Source organism: Streptomyces sp. NPDC054047 (genome assembly GCF_055585065.1).
This window is the reverse complement of record NZ_JBVJKV010000007.1, coordinates 361,745-386,018: the sequence shown is the minus strand read 5'-3', so window position 1 is coordinate 386,018 and position 24,274 is coordinate 361,745. Positions and strand designations below refer to the sequence as shown.

14 protein-coding genes and 1 pseudogene are annotated in these 24,274 nt (G+C 72.9%); 10 read left to right on the top strand and 5 right to left on the bottom strand.

From position 1 onward, the window contains the following. Positions 1 to 24 precede the first annotated feature (24 nt). From ACZ6ZP_RS26310 to ACZ6ZP_RS26290, 5 genes are read right to left on the bottom strand one after another with little or no spacing between them, the layout of a single operon-like run. Positions 25 to 939, bottom strand: a complete 915-nt coding sequence (locus tag ACZ6ZP_RS26310; RefSeq protein ID WP_351166124.1) for an SDR family NAD(P)-dependent oxidoreductase — start codon at positions 937 to 939, stop codon at positions 25 to 27. Between the two features lie 41 nt (positions 940 to 980). After that, positions 981 to 2,015, bottom strand: a complete 1,035-nt coding sequence (locus ACZ6ZP_RS26305; RefSeq protein ID WP_469408615.1) for an SDR family oxidoreductase — start codon at positions 2,013 to 2,015, stop codon at positions 981 to 983. Next, entirely contained in the window at positions 2,012 to 3,337 is a 1,326-nt protein-coding gene (locus tag ACZ6ZP_RS26300; RefSeq protein ID WP_361465760.1) for an NAD(P)/FAD-dependent oxidoreductase, read from the bottom strand. The genes ACZ6ZP_RS26305 and ACZ6ZP_RS26300 overlap by 4 nt, the downstream gene beginning before the upstream one ends. 40 nt (positions 3,338 to 3,377) lie before the next feature. Then, positions 3,378 to 4,244, bottom strand: a complete 867-nt coding sequence (locus tag ACZ6ZP_RS26295; RefSeq protein ID WP_351166118.1) for a cyclopropane-fatty-acyl-phospholipid synthase family protein — start codon at positions 4,242 to 4,244, stop codon at positions 3,378 to 3,380. Then, the gene (locus tag ACZ6ZP_RS26290; RefSeq protein WP_383821955.1) at positions 4,241 to 4,492 is read right to left on the bottom strand and encodes an acyl carrier protein; all 252 of its coding nucleotides are present in this window, start codon (positions 4,490 to 4,492) and stop codon (positions 4,241 to 4,243) included. Before ACZ6ZP_RS26290 ends, ACZ6ZP_RS26295 begins: the two co-directional genes overlap by 4 nt. A gap of 412 nt (positions 4,493 to 4,904) precedes the next feature. Between ACZ6ZP_RS26290 and ACZ6ZP_RS26285 the strand changes: the two genes are divergently transcribed. The 10 genes and pseudogenes from ACZ6ZP_RS26285 to ACZ6ZP_RS26240 all read left to right on the top strand — a co-directional run bounded on the left by ACZ6ZP_RS26285 (position 4,905) and on the right by ACZ6ZP_RS26240 (position 24,204). Continuing rightward, on the top strand, positions 4,905 to 5,756 hold the full coding sequence (locus ACZ6ZP_RS26285) for an alpha/beta fold hydrolase (protein WP_469408612.1): 852 nt from the start codon (positions 4,905 to 4,907) through the stop codon (positions 5,754 to 5,756). Positions 5,757 to 5,882: 126 nt separating this feature from the next. Then, positions 5,883 to 11,873, top strand: a pseudogene (locus ACZ6ZP_RS26280) (type I polyketide synthase); the annotation flags it as partial. 3 nt (positions 11,874 to 11,876) lie between these two features. Next, positions 11,877 to 15,845, top strand: coding sequence for a type I polyketide synthase (locus tag ACZ6ZP_RS26275; protein WP_383821949.1), 3,969 nt, complete (start codon positions 11,877 to 11,879; stop codon positions 15,843 to 15,845). After that, positions 15,827 to 16,843, top strand: a complete 1,017-nt coding sequence (locus ACZ6ZP_RS26270) for a 3-oxoacyl-ACP synthase III family protein (protein WP_361465777.1) — start codon at positions 15,827 to 15,829, stop codon at positions 16,841 to 16,843. The genes ACZ6ZP_RS26275 and ACZ6ZP_RS26270 overlap by 19 nt, the downstream gene beginning before the upstream one ends. Beyond that, positions 16,840 to 18,231 carry an NAD(P)/FAD-dependent oxidoreductase gene (locus tag ACZ6ZP_RS26265; RefSeq protein ID WP_469408610.1) on the top strand — a complete coding sequence of 464 codons (1,392 nt, stop codon included), beginning with the start codon at positions 16,840 to 16,842 and terminating at the stop codon, positions 18,229 to 18,231. The genes ACZ6ZP_RS26270 and ACZ6ZP_RS26265 overlap by 4 nt, the downstream gene beginning before the upstream one ends. After that, complete coding sequence (locus tag ACZ6ZP_RS26260; protein WP_469408608.1) at positions 18,228 to 19,298, top strand: AfsA-related hotdog domain-containing protein; 1,071 nt, start codon at positions 18,228 to 18,230, stop codon at positions 19,296 to 19,298. Before ACZ6ZP_RS26265 ends, ACZ6ZP_RS26260 begins: the two co-directional genes overlap by 4 nt. Before the next feature lie 3 nt (positions 19,299 to 19,301). Then, on the top strand, positions 19,302 to 20,654 hold the full coding sequence (locus tag ACZ6ZP_RS26255) for a protoporphyrinogen/coproporphyrinogen oxidase (RefSeq protein WP_361465785.1): 1,353 nt from the start codon (positions 19,302 to 19,304) through the stop codon (positions 20,652 to 20,654). Then, the gene (locus tag ACZ6ZP_RS26250) at positions 20,651 to 21,505 is read left to right on the top strand and encodes an SDR family oxidoreductase (protein WP_351166100.1); all 855 of its coding nucleotides are present in this window, start codon (positions 20,651 to 20,653) and stop codon (positions 21,503 to 21,505) included. The genes ACZ6ZP_RS26255 and ACZ6ZP_RS26250 overlap by 4 nt, the downstream gene beginning before the upstream one ends. A 13-nt stretch (positions 21,506 to 21,518) precedes the next feature. Then, positions 21,519 to 22,535: an acyl-CoA desaturase gene (locus ACZ6ZP_RS26245; protein ID WP_351166098.1), complete on the top strand. Its 1,017-nt coding sequence runs from the start codon at positions 21,519 to 21,521 to the stop codon at positions 22,533 to 22,535. A 43-nt stretch (positions 22,536 to 22,578) separates the two neighbouring features. Further along, positions 22,579 to 24,204 carry an AMP-binding protein gene (locus tag ACZ6ZP_RS26240; RefSeq protein WP_469408606.1) on the top strand — a complete coding sequence of 542 codons (1,626 nt, stop codon included), beginning with the start codon at positions 22,579 to 22,581 and terminating at the stop codon, positions 24,202 to 24,204. Positions 24,205 to 24,274 lie beyond the last annotated feature (70 nt).

Sequence of the window (24,274 nt, the reverse complement as noted above, 5' to 3'; positions counted from 1 at the left end):
CGGACGCCGTCGGACCGGCCCGCCCTACTGCTCCGCCGCCGACTTGACCACCTTGTTCAGCCGGTGCATCCGGGTCGCCAGGCTCATCCGGCCCTCCAGGCGGAACGCCGGCGGCCTGCGGCCGTCCACGTCGGCGAAGCCGTACTCGACGGCCAGGTCGCCGGTGCTGAGCACCGTGCCCGTGCGCTCCATCACCTCGGGGTCCGCGAGCAGGGCCGCGATCGCCCGCCCCACGTACTCCGGGGAGTGCACCACCGACGCGGGGCCGTCGCCCATCGCCTCCCAGGCCGCCTCCACCCGCTCCGTGCGCACGAAGCCCGGGTGCAGGGAGAGCGCCGCGACGCCCTTCTTGCGCAGGTCGGCGGCGAAGCCCCGGCACATGCGGTCGGAGCCCGACTTGAACACGTCGTAGCCGACCTGGCCGAGATAGATGTCGCCGTCGGAGAAGCTGATGCCCACGACCAGGCCGCTCCGCTGGGGCAGCATCAGCGGGACGAGTCGGCGGGTGACGTCGTACTGCGCGCGCAGCGACGTCTCGAACAGGTCGTAGCGCCACATCGGCTGGTCCCAGAAGGGCGCGTCGAAGCGGACCTCGGAGGAGCGTTCGTAGCCTCCCCAGGCGTTGTTGACCAGCAGGTCCAGCTTGCCGTGGTCGGCCTGGACGCGGGCGGCGAGCGCCTCGTTGTCCGCGGCCGCCCCGTGGTCGCAGCGCACGGCGATGCCCTTGCCGCCGCGCGCGGTGACCTCGTCGGCGGTGTCGTCCACCGTGCCGGGCAGACCCTCGGTGCGCGCGCCGTCGCGCGTGCTGCGGCCCGTGACGTACACGGTGGCGCCCGCGGCGCCGAGTGCCAGCGCGATGCCGCGGCCCACACCCCGGCTGGCGCCGGTGACCACGGCCACCTTGCCGCCCAGGTCCGGCGCGTTCCATTCCTCGTTCACAGCACTGTCCTTCCGTTCGTCGGGCCGTCCGGCCGTCGGGTCTAGCCGAGGTGCTCCGCCGCGTACTCCAGGCTCGCCAGGTACGCCGTCGTGTCGTCGACTTGAGGGATGCCGTAGCGCTCGCGCAGCTGGGGCATGGAGGTGGGCAGCACACCGCCGCTGCACCGGGTGACCTCGCTGACGTCACGCAGGACCGACAGGAAGGAGCGGGTGCGCGGGGCGGTGTTCTCGATGGCACCCGGGGCGAGTTCGTCGGCGTTCACCACCGGCGGCGGCGTCAGCGAACGTCCGCGCCCGGCGGCGTGCTTGACCAGCACCCCTAGGCAGTCCTCGATGTCCATGGCCTCGGGCCCGTACGTCACCCAGAACTCGCCCGCGTCGTCGCCCAGTTCGATGGCGCGCAGCACCGCCTTGGACAGCAGGTCCTGCGGGACGAAGTCCATCCGGATGCCCGGGTGGGCGGGGATGAAGGGCGCCTTGCCGCGGCTCAGCCAGTCCGACATCAGCTGCACGATCTGGCCCTGCGAGGTCCAGCCCGTGATGGAGTCGCCGATGAGGTTGGTGGGACGGAAGACGGTGTGCCGCGCCCCGCTGTCGCGCAGGACCTGCTCCGCCTGCCGCTTGGAGGCGATGTAGTTGCGGCAGACGTTGTCCGCGCCCAGCGGCACGGGTGCGCTGTCCGCGAGCGCGGCGACGAACGCCGTGCTCATGAAGTGGACGGGTGCGTCGGCCCGTTCGGCGAACTGGGCGACCCGCCGGGTGCCCTCGATGTTGATCGGGCGGTAGTCCTCGACGGGGCGGCCCCACTCGGTGAGGCCCGCGGAGTGGATGACGACGTCGACCTCGGCGGCCAGGGCGGCGTAGCTGTCCTCGTCGAGACCGAAGCGCTCCGCGGTCATGTCCAAGGACACCGAGCGCGCGTCGCCCGCATCGGGCACCGGTGTGCTGTGGGTGGCCACGACGAACCGCGGGCCGCGCGGCTCCCGCAGCAGGGAGCGTCCGACGACCCCGGACGCGCCGGTCAGCAGGACGGTGGGGCGGGCCGCGCCGCTCCCGTTGCTCAGGGTGGGGCTCATGCGCGCGCGTCCTTCCAGTCCATCAGCCGTGCCACGGCACGCGCTCCGGCGTACAGGAGCGGGTCGGGCGGGAAGGAGGCGGGCGGCTTGCGCCGCTCGTCGTCCACGAACAGCAGCCGCGTGTGGTCGGTGTCCTTGCCGAGCGTGAGGTCGCGCAGGACCTTGCCGCCGGTGTGGGTGGCCGCGATGCCGTTGCCGCAATAGCCGTATCCGTACAGGATGTTGCCGTTGCCGAGCCGGCCGAAGTGCGGGGCGAAGTCGCGCACGACATCGGCGGTCCCGCCGTAGGCGTAGGTGAACTCGACGTCTCCCCACATCGGGAAGAACCGCATGAACTCCTGGTGGATCTCGCGATAGACCTCGGGCCGGTTCATGTTCCGCTGCCGCTTGTCCCTGCCGTAGTAGTAGGGGGCCGGGCCGCCGGCGAACATGATGCGGTTGTCGTGCGTGAATCGGGCGCAGGTCAGCAGCGACTTGGCCTCGACCAGGCCCTCGCGGCCCTCCCAGTTCACCCGCCCGAGCTGCGCGTCGGTGAGCGGCTCGCTCACCATCGCGTACGTCCAGATGGGGATGACCTTCCTGCGGAACGGCGGGAAGGCGTCCATGTGCACATTGGTGGCCAGCACGACCTTGTCGGCCGTGACCTGCCCGCCGGCGGTCACGACGGTCGGCCGTGTGCCCGGTTCCACCCGCAGGCAGGGCGAGTTGTCGTAGATGGTCACGCCCTTCTCGCGCACCACGCGGGCGATGCCGCGGGAGAGCTTGAAGGGGTTGACCAGCGCGCCGCCGGTGCGCATGCTGCCGAGCACCGCGGGTGAGCCGATGACGGCCTGGGACTCCTCGCGCGGCAGGATCTCCGCCTGCGCGGCGCCCATCCGCTCGGCGAGTGCGCGGTCCTGCTCGAGCCGCTTGAGCTGGGCGGCGTCGGTGGCCACCATCAGGTAGTCGTTGGCCTCGTACTGCGCGTCGACGCGGTTCTTGCGGGCGAACCTGCCGATCTCCAGGATCGACCGGCCGACCGCCTGCGACGCCTCGAGCGCGCGCTGGAGACCGAATTCCTCTACCAAGGCTTGAATGTCTTTGCCGATGGTTGGTGTGACGAAACCGTCGGCGCGGCCCGAGGCACCGTAGCCGGAGTAATTGGCCTCGACGATGCGGATGTCGAGCGCGGGCTCGGCCTCTTTGAGGAAATAGGCGGTCCACAGCCCGGTGAATCCGCCGCCGACGATGCAGACATCGCAGTCGGCGCGCTCGCGCAAAGGAGCCTCGACGGTGACCTTTTCGGTGTCGTGCCAATAGACGACGTGCTTGTACGCGTTCAAATGAGTGCTCCTCGAGAGGACCCGCCGGTGCAGCTGACGGTCACACGGCTTCGAGGATGATCCTCGACAGGCCCAGATGACGGTTCCTGAAGTGGCCGACCGTGGAGCTCAGATACCGCTCGTAGTTGGCGACGTTTTCCTCACCGGCCACCTGCACGGCCTGATCGCGGTTGGCCCGCAACCGGTCGTACCATTCTTGGCAGGTGCGGCTGTAGTGATCCGGGTCGTTGCGCAGACGGACGACGTCAAAGCGCTTCTCGCTCGATTCGAGAACCTCGGAGAGCGCCGGAATCTCCGACTCCGGGAAAATGATGTCCATGATGAAAAGCAGGTCCCGTACGGTCCGCTTGTCCATCTGGACGTTGTTTCCCTTGATGTTCGTCTGCAGTGCGATCCTGCCGCCCTTGGGCAGCCAGGAGCGGCAGCGCTCGAAGAACTCGCGGTAGGCGGCCACTCGCTCGGCACGCGAGAGGCCGGTGCGCGCGAAGTGCTCGAAGGCCCCGATGGAGATGATCGCGTCGTACTGCTCGGCCGGCTCGTGGTCGAGCCAGTTCTCCACCCGCACCTCGGTGCGCTCCAGCGCCAGCTCACGCAGGCGTTCGGCCTGGCTGTCGCTGAGCGTGAGGCCGACGGCCTGCTGCACTCCGTGCGTGCGCACCAGCCGATCCAGGAGGCTTCCCCAGCCGCAGCCGACATCGAGGACGCGGCGCGCGCCGGTCGCCCGCGCCCCCTCGATGAGGTGGTCGAGCTTGCGCTTCTGGGCGCTTTCGAGCGTGTCGCCCTCCTCCCACAGCGCGCAGGTGTACGTGAGGTCCTTGTCCAGCCACAGCGCGAAGAAGTCGTTGGAGACGTCGTAGTGATGCTTGATCGACTCTGCGGTGGCGCCCTGGTAGTCGAGGATCGTCACGCGGCGGCGCTGCCCTGCTTGGTCTCCTCGGCGAGCTTCACCAGATCCGCGACCGTCTTCACGCTCGCGGCCCTGCTCTCGTCGAATTCGATCTCGAGGTCGTCCTCGATGGTGTAGACGATGTCGGCGATCTGCAGGCTCGACAGGCCCACGGAGTCAAAGGAGGTGTCCTCGTTCAAGGTGTACGAATTCGCCTTGCTGCCGAGCTTCTTGGCAATGCGGACACATACTTCTTCAGCAGTTATCACGGGACAGCCTTTCCGATGCACGGTGATGGGATGACCGATGTTCTGTGCGCCCGCTATCCGGCTGCTGCGCCGAGGGATCGCGGGTGGGATTCCGGATGAAGGACCTCTGGGATGCGGACTGAAGCCGCACGGATTTCCTCGTCCGTGCACTCGTCCTGAACCTTGCGGCGGACGGCTCCGGCACGGGAGTTGTCACGATACCCAGACGGCCGTCGACCGGCCATTGCCCTTTAGGGCAATGATCGTTCGTGGTCGTTTTGTTGCTGGCGAAAAAGAGCCTGAGGTGTTTTGCTTAACCCGGCTCGCCCATCCGAGCGGCTGCCATGCCGCCCAACTGGGCATCCAGTGTTGCGTCCGGTGCGAACGTCCCTGCGCGACCCCCCGAACGCGTACAGCTCCGAGGAGATGTGAAATGGCTGAGGTAGATCTTTCGGCTGGCACGGTGGAGTACCAGGACACCGGCGGCGAGGGGCCGGTCGTGGTCCTGCTGCACGGTGTCGCGATGGACGGCTCCCTGTGGCGGAACGTGGTGGCACCTCTGAGATCCGAATTCCGCTGCGTGGTACCGACGTTGCCGCTGGGCGGTCACCGCCGACCGATGAAGCCGGACGCGGACCTGTCGATCGCGGGCGTGGCCCGGCTGGTCGCGGAGTTCCTCGACCGGCTCGACCTGCGCGACGTCACGCTGGTGATGAGCGACTGGGGCGGCGCGCAGGCCCTGGTCGCCGAGGGCAGGGACGAGCGGATCGGACGCCTGGTCATCACCTCGTGCGAGGCGTTCGACAACTTCCCCCCGGGCGTACCCGGAAGCAACCTCTTCACCTCGGCGAAACTGCCGGGCGGCATCAACTTCGCCTTCAAGCTGCTGAAGTGGAAGCCGATGCGCCGACTGCCCATGACCTGGGGCTGGATGAGCAAGCGGCCGGTGCCGCCCGAGGTGATGAACGCCTGGTTCGAACCGCTGTGGACCTCCAAGGAGATCCGCCGCGACCTGCGCAAGTACGTGCTCGGAGTGCCGCCCAGGAGTGAACTGCTCGGCTGGGCCGACAAGTTGCGCGACTTCGACCGGCCCGCGCTCGTGGTGTGGGCCGCCGAGGACAAGGTGATGCCGCCCGAGCACGGGCGCAAGCTCGCCGAGCTGCTGCCCAAGGGCCAGCTCGTCGAGATCGAAGACAGCTACACCCTCATTCCCGAGGACCAGCCCGAACAGCTCAGCGAGCACATCCGCTCCTTCCTGCGGACGGGCACGGCCGCCTCCTCGTAGGAGGCATGCCTCCCGGCAGGGAGACGGCCCGACAGCAGGGCGGACGACGGAACTCTGTGGCCGCACCCCCTACCTGGGGAGCGGCGGCGGGACGCGGGGGCGCAGGGAGACGACGTGGAGGACCGCATGGCTGACCCGATGGACGAGCGGACCCGGCGGACGGGGCCGGACAAGGACGTACGGGCCGAGGAGCCCGGACCGGGCGAGGACTTGGCGGGGCGCCTGGCCGGACTGCCGGCCGACCACCGCGCGGCGGCCCTGCTCGACCTGGTCCGCGAGGAGACCGCGGGCCTGGCGGGCACCGACCCGCTCGACATCGACCCGCAGCTGGCCTACCGCGACTACGGCTACAACTCCCTCGCGGCCGTGGAGCTGACCGGCCGGCTGAGCCGGGCCACCGGCCTGGAACTGCCGCTCACCCTGCTCTTCGACCACCCCACGGCCGCCGCCGTGGCCCAGCACCTGCTCGGCCTGCTGGGCTTCGCACAGCCCCAGGACGACGCCCCGCAGACGCCGACGGCCGACGCCGGCCCCGGCCACGGCGACGACCTCATCGCCGTCGTGGGCATGGCCTGCCGCTACCCGGGCGGCGTGACCTCACCCGACGGTCTGTGGGAGGTGGTGGCCTCCGAGCGCGACGCCGTCACGGACTTCCCCCGCGACCGGGGCTGGGACCTCGATGGCCTCTTCTCCGCCGACCCCGAGGCGCCCGGCACCAGTTACGCCCGCACCGGCGGATTCCTCGACCCGGTCGCCGACTTCGACGCGGAGTTCTTCGGCATCGCGCGCCGCGAGGCCCTGGCGATGGACCCCCAGCAGCGGCTCCTCCTGCAGACCGTCTGGGAGTCCCTGGAGAACGCGGGCATCGACCCCGGCCGGCTGAAGAAGTCGCCCACCGGCGTGTACGTGGGCAGCAGCGGCCAGGACTACGAGAACGTCGCGCGCTCGGGCCCTGGCGAACTGGAGGGCTACTGGGGCATCGGGTCAGCGGGCAGCGTCCTGTCGGGCCGCGTCGCCTATGCCTTCGGCTTCGAGGGCCCGGCCCTGACCGTCGACACGGCCTGTTCCTCGTCCCTGGTGGGCGTGCACCTGGCGGTGCAGGCCCTGCGCCGGGGCGAGTGCACGCTGGCCGTGGCGGGCGGCGCCACCGTGATGGCCACGCCGAAGGTCTTCACCGAGTTCAGCAGGCAGCGCGCACTCTCGCCGGACGGCCGGTGCCGTTCCTACGCCCAGGCGGCCGACGGCACCGGATGGGCGGAGGGCATCGGCGTGCTGCTCCTGGAGCGCCTCAGCGAGGCCCGCCGCAACCACCACCGCGTGCTGGCCCTCATCCCGGGCACGGCGGTCAACCAGGACGGCGCCAGCAACGGCCTTACCGCCCCCAACGGCGGCTCCCAGCAACGTGTGATCACCCAGGCGCTCGCCGACGCCGGTCTGCGCCCCGGCGACATCGACGCGGTCGAGGGGCACGGCACCGGCACCACCCTCGGCGACCCCATCGAGATCGACGCCCTCGCGGCCGTCTTCGGCCAGGACCGCCCCGCCGGACAGCCCCTGCGCCTCGGCTCGCTGAAGTCCAACATCGGGCACAGCCAGGCCGCGGCAGGCGTCGGCGGACTGATCAAGACGATCCAGGCGCTGCGCCACGAGGTGCTCCCCCGCACGCTGCACGTGGACCGGCCCACACCCAAGGCCGACTGGTCCGGCCATGTGGTCTCCCTGCTGACCGAGGCCACCCCCTGGCCACGCGGCGAGCGGGTGCGCCGGGCGGGGGTGTCGGCCTTCGGAGTGGGCGGCACCAACGCGCATGTCCTGCTGGAGGAGGCGCCGCTCGATGCCGGGACGGCGCCGAACGCGGAGCCGGGGCCGGCAGCTCCGCCGGTGGTGCCGTGGCTGCTGTCCGCCAAGACCCCGGCCGCCCTGCGCGCCCAGGCCCGCCGCCTGCACACCCACCTCACCACCGCCCAGCCGCACGCCACGGCCACCCAGATCGGCGCCGCACTCGCCCACACCCGCGCCCACTTCGACCACCGGGCCGCGCTCACCGCCACCACCCGCGCCGAACTCCTCGACGCGCTGGACGCACTCGCCCGGGGGGAGGAGGCGGATCAGGTGACCCGGTCCCGCGCCCGCACCGGCAAGACCGTCTTCGTCTTCCCCGGCCAGGGCTCCCAGTGGATCGGCATGAGCCGCGAACTCGCCGCCGCCCACCCGGTGTTCGCCCAGGAGTTCCGCGCGTGCGCCGATGCGCTGGCGCCCTACACCGACTACTCGCTCGACGACGTTCTGAGCGGGGCGCCCGGCGCCGCCCCGCTGGAGCGAGTGGATGTCGTGCAGCCCGCGCTGTTCGCGGTGATGGCCGCGCTGGCCGCGCTCTGGCGCCACCACGGCGTGCACCCGGACGCCGTGGTGGGGCACTCGCAGGGCGAGATAGCCGCCGCGTACGTCGCCGGGGGCCTCTCCCTCCAGGACGCCGCCCGCGTCGTGGCGCTGCGCAGCCAGGCCATCGCGCGGATGGCGGGCGACGGCGGCATGGCATCGGTGACGGCTTCGCCCGAGCGGCTGCGGCCGCTCCTGGAAGACTTCGACGGACTCATATCCGTCGCCGCCGTCAACGGCCCCTCCTCCATGACGGTTTCGGGGGACTCCGACGCCTTGGAGGAGCTGCTCGCCCGCTGCGCCGCCCAGGACATCTGGGCCCGGCGGGTGCCGGTCGACTACGCCTCGCACTCCCCCCAGGTCGAGTCGCTCAAGGAGCGTCTGGGGCAGGTCCTCGCGCCGATCGCGCCGCGCTCGGGACAGGTGCGCTTCCACTCCACGGTCACCGCGGGCGAGTTCGACACCAGCGGCCTCGACGCCGACTACTGGTATCGGAACCTGCGCCGGACGGTGCGGTTCGAGGAGGTCGTCCGCGCGCTGCTCGACCAGGGACACACCACGTTCATCGAGGTCAGCCCGCACCCGATCCTCACCTTCGCGGTGGAGCAGACCGCCGAACAGACCGCCGAGCAGGCCGCCGAGCACTCCCGGGGACGGGACGGCGCCACCAGCCGCACCGCCGCGGCCGTACTCGGCTCCGCACGGCGCGAGCAGGAACAGGCCCAGTTCGCCGCCTCGCTGGCCGCCGCGCACACCCACGGGGTGCCCGTCGAGTGGGACGCGGTGTTCGACCCGGCCCAAGCGCGTGACGTCGACCTGCCCACGTACGCCTTCGAGTCGACGCGCTACTGGGCGACGGCCCGGACCGCCGCGGGGCACGCCGGGGCAGCGGGACTGCACTCCACCGGGCACCGGCTCCTGACCGCCGGAGCCGAACTCGCCGACGGCAGTGGGTGGCTGTTCACCGGGCGCGTCTCACGGGACACCCACGGCTGGCTGGAGGACCACGCGGTCTACGGCACCGTCCTGTTGCCGGGCACCGCCTTCGTGGACCTGGCCGTCCTGGCCGCCTCGTACGTCGACTGCGACGTGGTCGAGGAGTTGACGCTGGAGGAGCCGCTCGTGCTGGCCGAGGAGGGTGCCGCCGACCTGCAGGCGACGGTCGGCGCCCCCGACGCCCAAGGGCGGCGGCCGATCACCCTCCACTCCCGGCCCGCCGACGCGGCCGGCGTCGAGGCCTGGACGCGGCACGCGGCCGGCTTCCTCGCGCCCGACCCGGCGCACGCCGACGCCTCCCCCGCTCCCGCCGCCTGGCCCCCGCCGGGCGCCGACCCGCTGGACGTCGAGGGCCTCTACGACCGGCTCGCCGACCGGGGCTTCGGCTACGGCCCCCTCTTCCGCGGGCTGCGCGCGGCCTGGCGGCACGAGGGCGGGCTGCTCGCCGAGGTGGACACCGCGACGGCCGACGGCGGCGCCGAGGGGTACGGGGTGCACCCGGCCCTGCTCGACGCCGCGTTCCACGCCCAGCTGACCGACCTGGCCGGTCCCGACGGAGCGTCCGGGCAGGCCTGGCTGCCGTTCACCTGGTCCGGTGTACGCCTGGTGCAACCGGGCGCCACGCACCTGCGGGTGTCCCTCACCCCGCTCGGCGAAGGCACCGTAGGGATGTCCGCGCTCGACGCCGCGGGCAACCCGGTGGTCACCGTCGACGCGGTCGTGGCCCGCCCGGTGGCCCCATCCCGCCTGGCCGGCGCACGCGGGCCGGCCGACTCCCTCTTCCGCCTGGAGTGGCAGCCGGCTCGGACCCCGCAGCCCGGCCCGGCCGCCGTCTGCGGACGCTGGGCGGTCCTGTCCGAGGACGGGTCGACCCTGGCGCACCCCACTGCCGTGAGCGGCTCGTCGGACAGCAAGGCCGGGGACGCCCCCGACGGCTCCACCGCCCCGCGCCTTGCCACCTACCCCGCCCTGACCGGCCTTTCCGCCGCGCTCGACGCGGGCGGCCCCGTGCCGGACACCGTCGTCGCGCTCATCCCCGCGGCGCACGGCACCCCCACCGCGGCGGCAGCACGCTCCCGCGCTCAGCACACCCTCGCGCTGCTGCGGGGCTGGCTGGCCGACCAGCGGTTGGCCGAGGCGCGCCTGGTGCTGGTCACCCGCGACGCCGTGGCCACCGCTCCCGGCGCGGACCTCGACCCGGTCCTCGCGCCCTTGTGGGGTCTGGTGCGGACCGCGCAGTCCGAACACCCCGGCCGCTTCACGCTCGTCGATCTGGCCGACGACGCCCGCGACGATCTCGCGCGCGTCCTGCCCGTCGCGCTCGCCGCCGACGAGCCGCAGATCGCCGTGCGCAACGGCGTGCTCCACGTACCCCGTGCCGTCCGTGTCCGCGGTGCCGTTGGCGGGCCGCTCCCCTTCGACCCGGACGGCACGGTCCTGATCACCGGTGGCACCAGCGGAATCGGCGCCCGGCTGGCCCGGCATCTCGCCGCCGAACGAGGCGCCCGCCACCTGCTGCTCGCCAGCCGGCGCGGCCGGGACGCGGCGGGCGTGGCCGAGCTGACGGCCGAACTGGCCGCTCTCGGCGCCCAGGTCACCGTCGCGGCCTGCGACGTCACGGACCGCTCGGCGACAGCCGCGCTGCTCTCCTCCGTCGACGCCGCGCATCCGCTGACCGCCGTCGTGCACTCCGCGGGGGCGCTGGACGACGGCCTCCTGGAGGCGCTGACGCCCGAGCGGCTGGAGCGTGTGCTGCGGCCCAAGGTGGACGCGGCCCTGCACCTGCACGAGCTGACCGCGTCCACGCCGCTGGCCGCGTTCGTCCTGTTCTCCTCGGTCGCGGGCACCATCGGCGGCCCCGGACAGGGCAACTACGCGGCGGCCAACACCTTCCTGGACGCCTTCGCGCAGTGGCGGCGCGCCCAGGGGCTGCCCGCGCTCTCGCTGGCCTGGGGCCTGTGGGAAGAGGCGAGCGACATGACCCGGCACCTGGGGGACGCCGAGGTGGCCCAGCTGGGCCGGTCGGGTCTCGCACCGCTGGCCGGCGCCGAGGGGCTGCGCCTGTTCGACGCGGTGCACGGCACCGAGGACGCGCTGCTGCTGCCCGCCCGGCTCGACCTGGGTGCCCTGCGGGCCCAGTCCCGCGAGGGCCTGCTGCCCAGCGTGCTACGGGCCCTGGTGCCGGCCGCGCAGGGGCCGGCCGGGCCCTCGGGGGCGACGCTGCCCGCACGCCTCGCGGCCGCCGCGCCCGAGGAGCGCGACGCGCTGGTGCTGGCGGCGGTGGCCGCGGAGGTCGCCGTGGTCCTGGGGTACGAGGACACCGGCGCGCTCGACCCCGAGCGTCCCTTCAAGGAGCTGGGCCTGGACTCGCTGGGCGCGGTGCGGCTGCGCAACCGGCTGAGCCAGGTGACGGGCCTGACCCTGCCGTCCACCCTGGTCTTCGGCCACCCGACGGTTCCCGCGCTGGCCGCGCACCTGCGCACGCTGCTCGACGAGCGTGCCTCCGGCGGCCGGGAGGCGGCGCCCGACGTGCACGCGGATCTGGACCGCCTCGCCGGGCTGCTCCCGTCGGTCGCCCGGTCCGACGCGGCGGCCGTCCGCACGCGGCTGCGGTCCCTGCTCGCGGCCCTCGACGACGGCCAGGACGGCAAGGACGGCGGCGGACCGCACGCCAAGCGCATCGACGAAGCCTCCGCCGACGACCTGTTCGACCTGATCGACAACGACTTGGGGGTGGGCTGAACCATGCCCGACGACGACAAGACACTGCGCTACCTCAAGCGGGTCACCGCCGAACTTCAGGCCACCCGGGAGCAGTTGCGCCAGGTGGAGCAGCGTGCGTACGAACCGGTCGCGGTGGTGGGCATGGCCTGCCGCTACCCGGGCGGCGTGACGTCGCCCGACGAACTGTGGGACCTGGTGGCCGCCGGACGCGACGTGGTCGCCGACTTCCCCGCCGACCGCGGCTGGGACCTGGAGCGGCTCTTCGACGACGACCCGGATCACCCCGGCACGACGTACGCCCGGGCCGGCGGTTTCCTGGAGGGAGCCACGGAGTTCGACGCGGAGTTCTTCGGCATCGGCCGCACCGAGGCCCTGGCGATGGACCCCCAGCAGCGGCTGCTCCTGCAGAGCGTCTGGGAGTGTTTGGAGGACGCGCGCATCGACCCCGGCGGCCTGCGCGGCTCGCGCACCGGTGTGTTCGTGGGGACGACGGGCCAGGACTACGCGCAGGTGGCGCGGTCGGGTCCCGACGACCTCGAGGGCTACTGGGGCATCGGCTCGGCGGGCAGCGTGCTCTCCGGCCGCGTCTCCTACGTGCTGGGGTTCGAGGGCCCGGCCCTGACCGTCGACACGGCCTGCTCCTCGTCCCTGGTGGGCGTGCACCTGGCGGTCCAGGCGCTGCGCCAGGGCGAGTGCGAACTGGCCCTGGCGGGCGGCGTGACGGTGATGTCCACGCCGGGTGTCTTCACCGAGTTCAGCAGGCAGCGCGCGCTCTCGCCGGACGGCCGGTGCCGTTCGTACGCGCAGGCCGCCGACGGCACCGGCTGGGGGGAGGGGGTCGGGGTCGTCCTGCTGGAGCGCCTGAGCGAGGCCCGCCGCAACCATCACCGTGTCCTGGCGGTCATCGCGGGCTCCGCGGTCAACCAGGACGGCGCCAGCAACGGCCTTACCGCCCCCAACGGCGGCTCCCAGCAGCGCGTGATCGCGCAGGCGCTGGCCGCGGCGCGGCTGGGTCCCGACGACATCGACGCGGTCGAGGGGCACGGCACCGGCACCACCCTCGGCGACCCCATCGAGATCGACGCCCTCGCGGCGGTCTACGGCCGCGAGCGGACCGCCGCCCGCCCGCTGCGCCTCGGCTCGCTGAAGTCCAACATCGGGCACAGCCAGGCCGCGGCGGGTGTCGGCGGACTGATCAAGATGGTGCAGGCGCTCCGTCACGACGTCCTGCCCCGGACCCTGCACGTGGACCGGCCCACGCCCAAGGCCGACTGGTCCGGCGGCGGCATCTCCCTGCTGACCGAGGCCACCCCCTGGCCGCGCGGCGAGCGGGTGCGCCGGGCCGCGGTGTCCTCGTTCGGCATCAGCGGCAGCAACGCGCACGTGGTGGTGGAGGAGGCGCCGCTCGCCGCCGGAGCAGCGCAGTCCGAGCCGGAGCCGGCAGCTCTGCCGGTGGTGCCGTGGCTGCTGTCCGCCAAGACCCCGGCCGCCCTGCGCGCCCAGGCCCGCCGCCTGCACACCCACCTCACCACCGCCCAGCCGCACGCCACGGCCACCCAGATCGGCGCCGCACTCGCCCACACTCGCGCCCGCTTCGACCACCGGGCCGCGCTCACCGCCACCACCCGCGCCGAACTCCTGGCGGGATTGGCGGCGTTCGGTGCCGGGGAGCTGCCGGGCAACGCCGTCCTGGGCATGGCAGGGCGGGCCCGCAAGACCGCCTTCCTCTTCTCCGGGCAGGGCTCGCAGCAGGCCGGCATGGGCAGCGCCCTGGCCGCCGCCCACCCGGTGTTCGCCGACGCCCTGGACGCGGTCCGCGCCGAGCTCGACCGGCATCTGGAACTGCCCCTGCGCCAGGTGATGGACGCCCCCGACGCCACCCCCGACGGGGAGCTGCTGCACCGCACGGGCTGGACGCAGCCGGCGCTGTTCGCGCTGGAGGTGGCCCTCTACCGCCTGGTCGAGTCCTGGGGGTTCACGCCGGACTTCCTGCTGGGCCACTCGATCGGCGAGCTGTCCGCCGCGCATGTGGCCGGGGTGCTGTCCCTGGCCGACGCGAGCGCGCTGGTCGCCGCGCGCGGCCGGCTCATGCAGGCCCTGCCCGACGGCGGCGCGATGGTCGCCGTGGAGGCGACGGAGGACGAGGTCCTGGAGAGCCTGCGCGGCCAGGGGCAGCTGGCCGTGGCCGCCGTGAACGGGCCCCGCTCGGTGGTCGTCTCCGGCGCCGCCGACTCCCTCTCGGCCTGGCTTCGGCCGTGGCAGGAGCAGGGCCGCCGCACGCGCCGGCTCCAGGTGAGCCACGCCTTCCACTCGCCGCTGATGCGGCCCATGCTCGATGAACTGGCCGCCGTGGCGGGCTCCTTGAGCTACCACGCGCCGAGGGTGCCGATCGTCTCAAACGTGACGGGGGCCTTCGCCGACACCGCCACCCTGGCCAGCCCCGACTACTGGGTGCGCCACGCCGAGCGGCCCGTCCGCTTCCACGACGGGGTACGTCTCCTGGAGGGCGCCGGGGCGACGGCGTTCCTGGAGATCGGGCCCAGCGGGGTGCTGACCTCGATGACCCGGCACTGCCTGCGCGACCCGGGGTCCGCGGTGCTCGCCCCCGCCCTCGACGGGCGCGCGCCCGAGCCCGTCGCGCTGATGAGCGCGCTCGCCGAACTGCACACGCACGGCGCGTGCGGCGACCTCGCGGCGCTCCTCCCCCACGACGCGGCCCGCCACGTCTCCCTGCCCACCTACGCCTTCCAGCCGCGCCGCCACTGGATCGACGCACCGCAGACCGTCCGGGACCCGGCTGCCGGCCCCTCCCCGGATCACGCCCCGTCCACCGGCCGGGCCCCGGCCGCGCAGGACCGGCCGAGCACGGACGGGCCGAGCACGGACGGGCCGCAGCGGACAGACCAGGAGCACGACGTCCTCGGCCTGGTCCGCACCCAGGCGGCCCTCGTGCTCGGTTACGAGGACGGCGCGCACATCGACCCCGCCCTGACCCTGCTGGAGCTCGGCATCGACTCGCTCGGCGCCGTCCGCTTCCAGCGGCGCCTGGCCGCCGTCACCGGCCTCGACCTGCCCGCCACCCTCCTGGTCGACCACCCCACCCCGGCGGCCCTCGCCGACCACCTGCGCCCGCTGCTCGCCCCCAGCGCCGCCGACACCCCGCACGGCCCCGCCGACCTGCTCAAGGACCTGCACCGGCAAGGGCAACTCGCCCACGCCGTCACGCAGTTGCAGGCCGCCGCCGCGGGGCGGCCCACCTTCGCCACGGGCGAACGGCCCGCGGGGCCGCCGGAGTCCGTGCTGGTCTCCGACGGCCCGGCCACGCCCGCCGTGGTCTGCGTGCCGTCCTTTCTGGCCGGGTCGGGCCCGCACCAGTTCGCGCGGTTCGCCGCCGGATTCGCCCACCGGCCGCGGATGTCCGCGCTCACCCTGCCCGGCCTCGGCACCTCGCCGCTGCTGCCCGGCTCGTGGCGCGCCGCGGTCGAGGCCCTGGCCGCCGCCGCGCTGCACACCGCGGGGGGAGCCCCGCTCGTCCTGGTGGGGCACTCCATCGGCGGGGTTTTGGCGCACGCGGCCGCCGCGTCCCTTGAGCGCGCCGGGCACCGCGTCGAAGGGGTCGTACTGATCGACACGTACGAGCCCGAACCCGCCCAGCAGCAGGCGGTCTTCGCCTGGGCGATGGGCCGCATCCTCGCCCGGGACGGCGCGCTCGGCGACCTCGACGACGACGGCGTGCTGGCCATGGGCGGTTATCTGCGGCTCTTCGACACCTGGGCGCCCGACCCGCTGACGGCGCCCGCGCTGCTGCTGACCGCGGAACAGGGGCCCGACGCGCCGGACGGCGCCGCCTGGCGACTGTGGCAGGCAGCGGACACCGTCACGCCCGTCACCGGCGACCACTTCTCGCTCCTCGAGGAACACGCCGCTCACACGGCACGCACCGTCGAGGACTGGCTTCGAAAGGAACTGTCATGCAGCCCGTCGGCATAGTCGACTTCGGGAGCTATCTGCCCGAGAACGTGGTGGGGCCCGAGTTCTTCCTGGACGAGAACGCCCCGGTGGACCCGCTGGCCAACACCCCGCTGTTCCGCGTGCCCCCGACCCGGCACCACGTCGCCCCCGGCGAGCGGGCCGCCGACATGATCGCCAAGGCGGCCCGGCCGCTCTTCGAACGCCTGGGCAAGGCGCCCGCGGGCCAGGTCGACGTGCTGCTGACGAACGTGCTGCTGCCCGACGAGCCGTTCATGGGCGTCGGCGCCCAGGCCGCGCACGCCCTCGGCATCGATCCCGAGTGGATCGTGGATTTGCACAACAGCGGCTGCGCCTCGTTCCCCTACATGCTCTCCCTGGCCCAGAAGATCATGGCCGACGGAGCGGCCCGCACCGCGCTGATCGCCAACGTGCAGAACACCGCGGGCCAGATGTTCGCCCAGACCCAGGTACGCAAGCTGTCGCACGCGCCGATCCCCGGGGACGGCTGCGGCGTGGCCTACCTGGAGGCAGGCGCGGGCTCGCCGATCCTGGGCGTACGCACCCGCAGCATCCCCGCGTACTCCGTGGACCTGGGCATCAAGACCTCCGACGGGCGCAAGTACTGGGAGCCGGGCGAGGGCCAGATGGACATCGGCTTCGACGCCGAGAAGTCCGCGGAGATCCTCCAACGCGGCAACACCCTGGTGCCCGAGCTCGTCGGCAAGCTCTGCTCCGACCTGGGCGAGCAGCCATCGGACATCGACGTGCTCGTCACCAACCAGCCCAACCGGATCTTCCTGAAGAACTGGCACCAGGCCCTGAAGCTGGACCCGGCACGGCACCTGGACACCTTCGACCGGTGTGGGAACCTGTACGGCGCCGCCGTGCCCGTCACCCTCGACAGCGCGGCCCGCGCCGGAGTCCTGCGCGACGGCGACCTCGTGGTGATGTCGGGCTTCGCGCACGCCGGTGACTTCGCGGCCGCCGCGGCGGTGCGCTGGAACGGCGCCTCATGAGCCAGCCGTCCCCGCAGGCCGGGGAGTTCGACGTGATCATCGTGGGTGCGCGCTGCGCGGGGGCCACCCTCGGCGCGCTCCTGGCGCGCCGCGGGCTGCGGGTCGCCGTGCTCGACCAGGCCACCGAGATCCGCTCGACGCTCTCCTCGAACATCCTGCAGGCCGACTCCCTGGCGTTCCTGGACCGCCTGGGCGTGATGGAGCAGCTGCGGGCGGCCGGTGTCACCACCATGAGCCACGTCGACATGCGCCTGGAGGAGTTCCGCTGCCGCACCGCGTTCCCGCAGGAGCCCGGTGACGTGGGCGGCGCGGCCTGCATCCGCCGCGAGGTCCTCGACCCGGTCCTGGTGGACGCCGCCCGCACGTCCGGCGCCGACGTACGCCTGGGCACCCGGGTCGTCGGCGTGACCCGTGCCGGCCATCGCGTCACCGGGGTCCGTGCGGTGTCCGGCGGCGTCGAGACACGGCTGCGGGCCCGCCTGGTGGTCGGCGCCGACGGACGCACCTCGAAGGTCGCCGAGGTGTGCGGGGCGCGCATGTACCACGTCAGTCCGGGCGAACGCAGCTACTACTGGACGTACTTCAAGGGCGCGGACACCGGGCCGCGGCCCACGTTCGTCTTCCACCGCTGGGGCGACCGGCACATGCTGGGCGGCCCCGCCGACAACGGCCTCTACATCGTGGGCGTCTCCCCGCAGCGCCACGAGCGCGAGAGTTTCCGCGCCGACCTCGACGGCTCCGTGCGCGCCCACGCCATGCGCTGCGCTCCGATCGCCGAGGCGCTGACCGGCGCCACCCGGGCGAGCAAGATCTACGGCATCCGGCGCTTCTTCGGCTACTTCCGCGAGGCGGCGGGGGCCGGCTGGGTGCTGCTCGGCGACGCCGGGCACTTCAAGGACCCGGCGGGCGGACGCGGCATCGGCGACGCCTTCCACCAGGCGCAGCGGCTCGCCGATGCGGTCGGCGACGCCATCGGGTCGGACGTCCGGCTCGACCGCGCCGTCACGGAGTTCGGCCGCTGGCGCGACCGCACCTACGCCGAGTACTACGGCCTGGCCGCGGACCTCGGCGTGGCCGGACCCATCGCGGGCCTGGTCCCGCGGGTCGTGCGGGGGCTGCACGCGCACGGCAAGGTCGACGGCGTCCTGAACCTGCTGAGCCACCGGGCCTCCGTCCTGGAGGTCCTCACCCCGGCTCGGGTGCTCGGCGCCACCGGCGGACATCTGCTGCGCGCCCCCGGCCAGCGCCGCGCCACGCTCGGCGAACTGGGTCAGCTCGCGACCACCGAGATCCGGCGCAGAAACGCGATGCGCAAGCCCGTCTTCCAGAGCGGCCCGGCGCCGCGCCCCGTCCAGCAGGACACGCCCGAACCGGAGCTGAGCCGATGACCAGCACGATCCCGCCCACCGCCGCGCGCGGCCACCTGCCGCCCCCGGCCGTCGAGTTGACCTTCGAGCAGACGGTGCCCCGCTCCATCGCCCACCGCCGGCAGGTCGGCGAGGTGTTCGTCACCGACTCCGCGCAGGGGTCCGACGACGCCTTCCACCTCGCCTTCCAGATTCCCCGCGCGCACAGCCTCTGGTCGGACCAACGGGTCGGTTTCCACGACCCGTTCGCGTCCGCGGAGGCCGCGCGGCAGTCCATCTTCGTGCTGCTGCACCGCCACGTCGGGGTGCCCGTGGGGCTGCCCTTCAGCCTCCAGCGGATCACGCTGCGGGTGACCGACCCGCAGGCGTACGCCCACGACGGGACCTCCGCGCTGCAGGGGTATGTGCACTACCGGGTCGCCGAACGTCAGGGCAAGGGCTCCGACGTGGTGAGCATGGTCCTCGAAGGCGTCATGGAGATCGGCGGGCGCCCGGCCATGACCCTCAGCGCGGTGCTCGCCTTCATGTCGCGGGAGGACTACGACATCTTCCGGGCCTTCCAACGGGCACAGAAGCCGGTGGCCGACGCCCGCCCGACCCCCGTGCGGCGCCTGGAGGCCCCCCTGCTGGGACGTCAGATCCCGCGCAACGTCGTCATCGGCCTGCCCGCACACGAGACGCACACCGACGGTGGCCCCGACGGCGGACCCGAGGACGGCACCTTCCGCTACCTGCTGGCGGCCGACCCGCACCACCCCGCCTTCTTCGACCACGAGTACGACCACGTGCCCGGCCCCCTGATGGTCGAGGGCATGCGACAGGCCGCCGTCGCCGCGGCCTGCCGAGCCGGGGCCCTTGCCACCCCGCACGCCCTCGCCGTCGGCTGCGAGGCGGCCTTCCTGGACTTCGCCGAGTTCGAGGCCGACCTGGTCCACGAGGCGACCGTCGGTCCGAGGGGCGCGGACGGCCGCGTCCCGGTGGCCGTGGTCCTGCGCCAGTTCGGCAAACCGATCGTCGAGGGCCGCATCGACCTGCTTCCCGACGCGACCCCGCAAGCCCCAACGACCGCGCAAGCGCACGGAGTCTGATCCATGACAGTGGCACACATAGGTGACAGCGCACGGAACCGGCGTCGCGTGGCCGTGGTGGGGGCGGGCATCTCCGGCCTCACCGCGGCGCTGCGCCTGGACCTCCTGGGCTACGACGTCGAACTCGTCGAGGCGGCCGACGTCCTCGGCGGCCGCTTCGGCCTCGACAAGCTCGGCGACCGGCAGGTCATGACGGGCGGGAAGAACATCGGGCGGCGCTACCACACGTTCCGCTGGTTCACCTCGGAGCTCGGCGCGGACGCATACGAGTCCTTCGGCTACAACGCCTCCCGCATCAAGGACGGCGAGATCCTCACCCTCGACAGCGAGCGGCGCGGCCAGACCCTGAAGAACATCCGGCGGATGGGCTCGGCCCGCGACTTCGCCCGGATGGCGGCGATGGCGGCACGGATCCGCGCCGACGAGCGCAACCGCTTCCTGGGCTCGCGCCACTTCAGCGGCATCTCACGGCGCCACGACCATGCCCCGCTCAGCTCGTTCTTCGGGCGCGAGATGACGGACATGCTGGTGCGCCCCATGGTCATCCGCAACAACGGGGCCGAGCCCGACGAGGTCTACCCCGGCACGTTCGGCACCAACCTGGCGATGCTGATGGACCATTACGACCAGCTGGCCGGCGGCATCCAGCCCGTCCTGGAGGCCTTCGCCAAGCGGGTCCCGGTGCGCCTTGGCGCCACCGTGGAGGGCCTGGAGATCCGCGACGGCAAGGTCAGCGGACTGCGCATCTCCCAGGGCGGGGCGCCCGCGAGCACCAGCGACTACGACGGCGTGGTGCTGGCCACCCCGGCCTACGCCACCGCCGAGATCGTGCGCTCCGCACGGCCCGCGCTCGCCCGGCGCCTGTCGGACGTGAACTACTTCCCCTCCACCGTGGTCCTCGTCGAGTACGACCGGCCCATCTTCGGCCACGACGTGCGCGCGCTGGCCATGGACGACGGGCCGTGCAGCAACGCCGGCTCTTACGGCATGGAGGAGCGCCACATCGTCCGCTACACCTACAGCGGACGCGAGGGACGCCTGACCGACCTCAGCCCGCAGAACATCGACCGGCTGACCACAGAGACCGAACAGCGCCTGGTGACCTACCTGGGCGCCCCCCGCGCCGAGCGCGTCAACCTCCTGGTCAAGCACTGGAAGGCGGCCTACAGCGGCTACCTTCCGCACCACGCCGACTTCCTGGCCGAGGTGCGGGAGAACGTCGCGGGCGTCGCGGGCCTGGAGCTCGCAGGCGACTACATCCAGGGCGTGTCCATCGAGGCGTGCGCCCGCACGGGCCGCGCCGCGGCAGGCCGCCTCGCCACGCACCTCACCTCCCCGTCGGCGGTGGCGGCGTGAGCGGCCCGGCCGACTGGGCGGTGGTCACCGGCGCCTCCTCCGGCATCGGCGAGCAACTCGCCCGGGGCCTGGCCGCGCGGGGCCACGGTCTGTGGCTCGTCGCCCGCTCCACGGACGCCCTGGAGCTGCTCGCCAAGGAGCTGCGCGACCGCCACCGCGTGCCGGTGCACGTGCGCCCCTGCGACCTGGCGGACCCGGCCGCCCGGCGGTCCCTCGAAGCGGAGTTGGCCGACCAACCGGTCTCGGTGCTCTGCGCCAACGCCGGCTTTCCCACCTGCGGGCCCTTCAGCGAGAACGACCCCGCCCAGGAGAGCGCCGAGGTCCAGGTCAACGTCGTCGCGCTGCACGCGCTGACGCAGGCGCTGCTGCCGGGCATGCTCGCCCGGCGGCGCGGCGGAATCCTGGTCACCGGCTCGACCGCGGGCTGTCAGCCCGTGCCGACCGCGGCCACCTACTCGGCCAGCAAGGCGTTCGCCAACACCTTCGCCCAGGCGCTGCACGTCGAACTGCGCGGCACCGGCGTCAGCTGCACCCTGCTCGCACCGGGCCCGGTGCGCACCAACTTCTACGCGGTGGGCGGCATGGCACGCCTCCAGGAGCAGAAGTTCCTGGCCTGGCTGACGCCCGAGCGGGTCGCCGAGGCGGGCCTGCGCGGCCTGGCCCAGGGGCGCCGCCTGGTGGTCCCCGGGCCGGTCGCCAAGGCCCAGTACCTCGCGGGCCGGCACACGCCGCGCCCACTGCTCTTTCCCGTGCTGCGCGCGGCGGTGCTGCCCGTCTTCCGCGGCGCGCGCAACGACACCCCCGCCCATCCGTCAGGCGCTACTCCCAACTTCCGCAACTTCCGTAAGTGAGAGGTACAGGAACATGGACGGCAAGAAGCACCGCTGGTTCATCCTCGGGGCGTCGCTGATACCGCTGGTCGCGGTGTTCGGCGCCATGGCCCTGCTGTGGAACGAGATCTTCGGCTGGTCGGACGTGGTGGTCCTGGTCATCATGTACGCGATCTCCGGCTTCGGTATCTCCACCGGATACCACCGGATGCTCACCCACCGCTCGTTCGAGACGTACAAGCCCATCCGCGTCGCCCTGGCCACCGCCGGGGTGATGGCAGGACAGGGCCCGCCGCTGATCTGGGCGGCCCACCACCGCAAGCACCACCGCGTCGCCGACAAGCCCGGCGACCCGCACAGCCCCCACCTGGACTTCGAACCGGGCTTCAAGGGCACCATGGCCGGTCTCTGGCACGCCCACCTGGGCTGGCTCTTCGACGTCAACCTCACCTCCGACCCGATGCGCTACTGCCCCGACCTGGTGCGCGAGAAGCCGCTGCGCTGGCTCAGCGAGAACCTCCTGCTGGTCACCGCCTCCAGCGTCGTGCTGCCCGGCCTGATCGCCTACGCCATCACCGGCGGCGACTGGAAGGCCGGCCTGACCGGCATGCTCTGGGGCGGCCTGGTCCGCATCTTCCTGATCAACCACATGACCTACGCGGTCAACTCCGTCGGCCACGTCTTCGGCCGCCGCCGCTTCGAGACCACCGACCAGTCGCGCAACGTCGCCTGGCTCTCCATCCCCTCCTTCGGCGAGGCCTGGCACAACAACCATCACGCCTTCCCGCGCTCCGCCCGCCACGGCATGCGGTGGTACGAGGTCGACCTCTCCGCGATCCTCATCTGGAGCCTGGAGAAGACCCACCTGGCCTGGAAGGTCGTACGCATCGACCCCGAGCGCATGGAGATGCGTGAGGCCGGTGTCAGCCGCGTCAACGCCGCCACCCTGGACAAGAAGGAACTCCTGGAGACCCAGCAGAACATCGCGCCCATGGCAGAACGCCGCCGCGAGACCCGCGAGAGCGACACCTCGCTGGTGGACGTGGAATAGCGCGGCCACCGCACGAGCCGACAACCAGACGGGGATCACGTACATGGACTTCTTCCACGCCCTGACCAACGGGGCCTCGCACGGCGTGCTGCACGAGTGGACGGGCGAGGAGTTCGAGCACACCCCCTGGCGCGATGTCGTCAGGGACGCCCACGGCATGGCCGCCGAGCTGCGCACCCTGGGCGTCGGGCCGGGCACCCGGGTCGCCGCCATCCTCACCAACACCCCCGACACGGTCCGCGGCCTGCTGGCGATCTGGCTGGCCGGCGGCGCGGCGGCCTCGCTGCCGCTGCCCACCCGCGGCCAGAGCCAGGAGGCCTACGGCGAGCAGCTGGTGGCGCTCTCCGCGCGCCTCGACCCGACGCTGCTGCTGGTCGACGACTGGCTCACCGCCATGGTCCCCGCGCGGCTCGCCAAGGATCTGCCGGTCCACGGCTGGTCGGCGCTGCGCGGCGGGGGACGCATCGAGCCGAGCCCGCCGGGCCGGGACGACGTGGCCTTCATCCAGTACTCGTCCGGCTCCACCAGCACCCCCAAGGGCTGCGCGCTGACCACCCGGGCCATCGAGCAGCAGCTGCAGATCATCCTGCACCTGACCGGCGGCCGCCCCGGCGCCGACACCGTCGCCTCCTGGCTGCCGCTCTCGCACGACATGGGCATGTTCGGCTGCCTGCTGTACTCCTGGGCCTACGACTTCGACTTCGTGCTGTCCACCCCCGACCGGTTCGGGATGGCGCCGCGTACGTGGTTCCGGGACATGGCGGAGTACGAGGCGACGATGACGGCGGGCACCAGCACCGCCGTCTACCTGGCGGCGCGGGCACAGGGCCGGGGGGCGCTGCCCAAGGAGCTGAAGCTGCGCGCGGCCGTGATCGGGGCCGAGCGCGTCGACTGGGACACGCTGGCGGCGGCGACGGAGAAGTTCCGGCCCTACGGCCTGTCCGAGACCGCGTTCCAGCCCGCCTACGGCATGGCCGAGGCGACGCTCGCGGTCAGCGGAAAACCCTGGGACCAGGCACCCAAGGCGCTCGCCTTCGACGGCCCCGCCCTGGTGGAGGGCTCGGTGATCGAGGTGGCACCCGACCATCCCAAGGCGGCCCGGCTGGTCTCCAACGGCCGTACCCTGCCCGGGGTTTCGGTCCGGGCCGGAAGCGGCGGCGGCATCTCGGAGATCCTGGTGTCGTCACCGAGCCTGGCCACCGGCTACTACGCCGACCCCGAGCGCACCGCCGCGCGCTTCAAGGACGGCCTGCTGCACACCGGCGACCTCGGCTTCGTGCGCGACGACGAGCTGTACGTCCTGGGCCGGGCCGACGACATGCTCTCGGTGGGCGGCCGGAAGGTCTACGCCTCCGAGATCGAGTCGGCGGTCGACTCCCTGAGGAACGTCCGCAAGGGCTGCGCCGCCGTCGTCGACGCGGGCGACTCGGGCATGTCCCGGCTCGTGCTGATGGTGGAACCCCAGGGCAACCCCAAGGACTTCCGTCCCATCGCCGAGGAGGCCGCCTCGCTGGCCCTGGAGAAGGCCGGGGTCGCGCTCGCGGAGTGCCTGTTCCTGGCGCGCGGAGTGCTCCCCAAGACGCCCAGCGGAAAGATCCAGCGGTTCCGCTGCCGCGCGCTGCTCGACGAGGGGCAACTCGTGCCCGTGGCACGGGTGACGTTCGCCTGACCGAAGCGAGCAGCCGGCGAGGGCTCGGTCAGGTCTGCGGACCGGCCGGGCCCTCCGCGTTCCCGGGTCC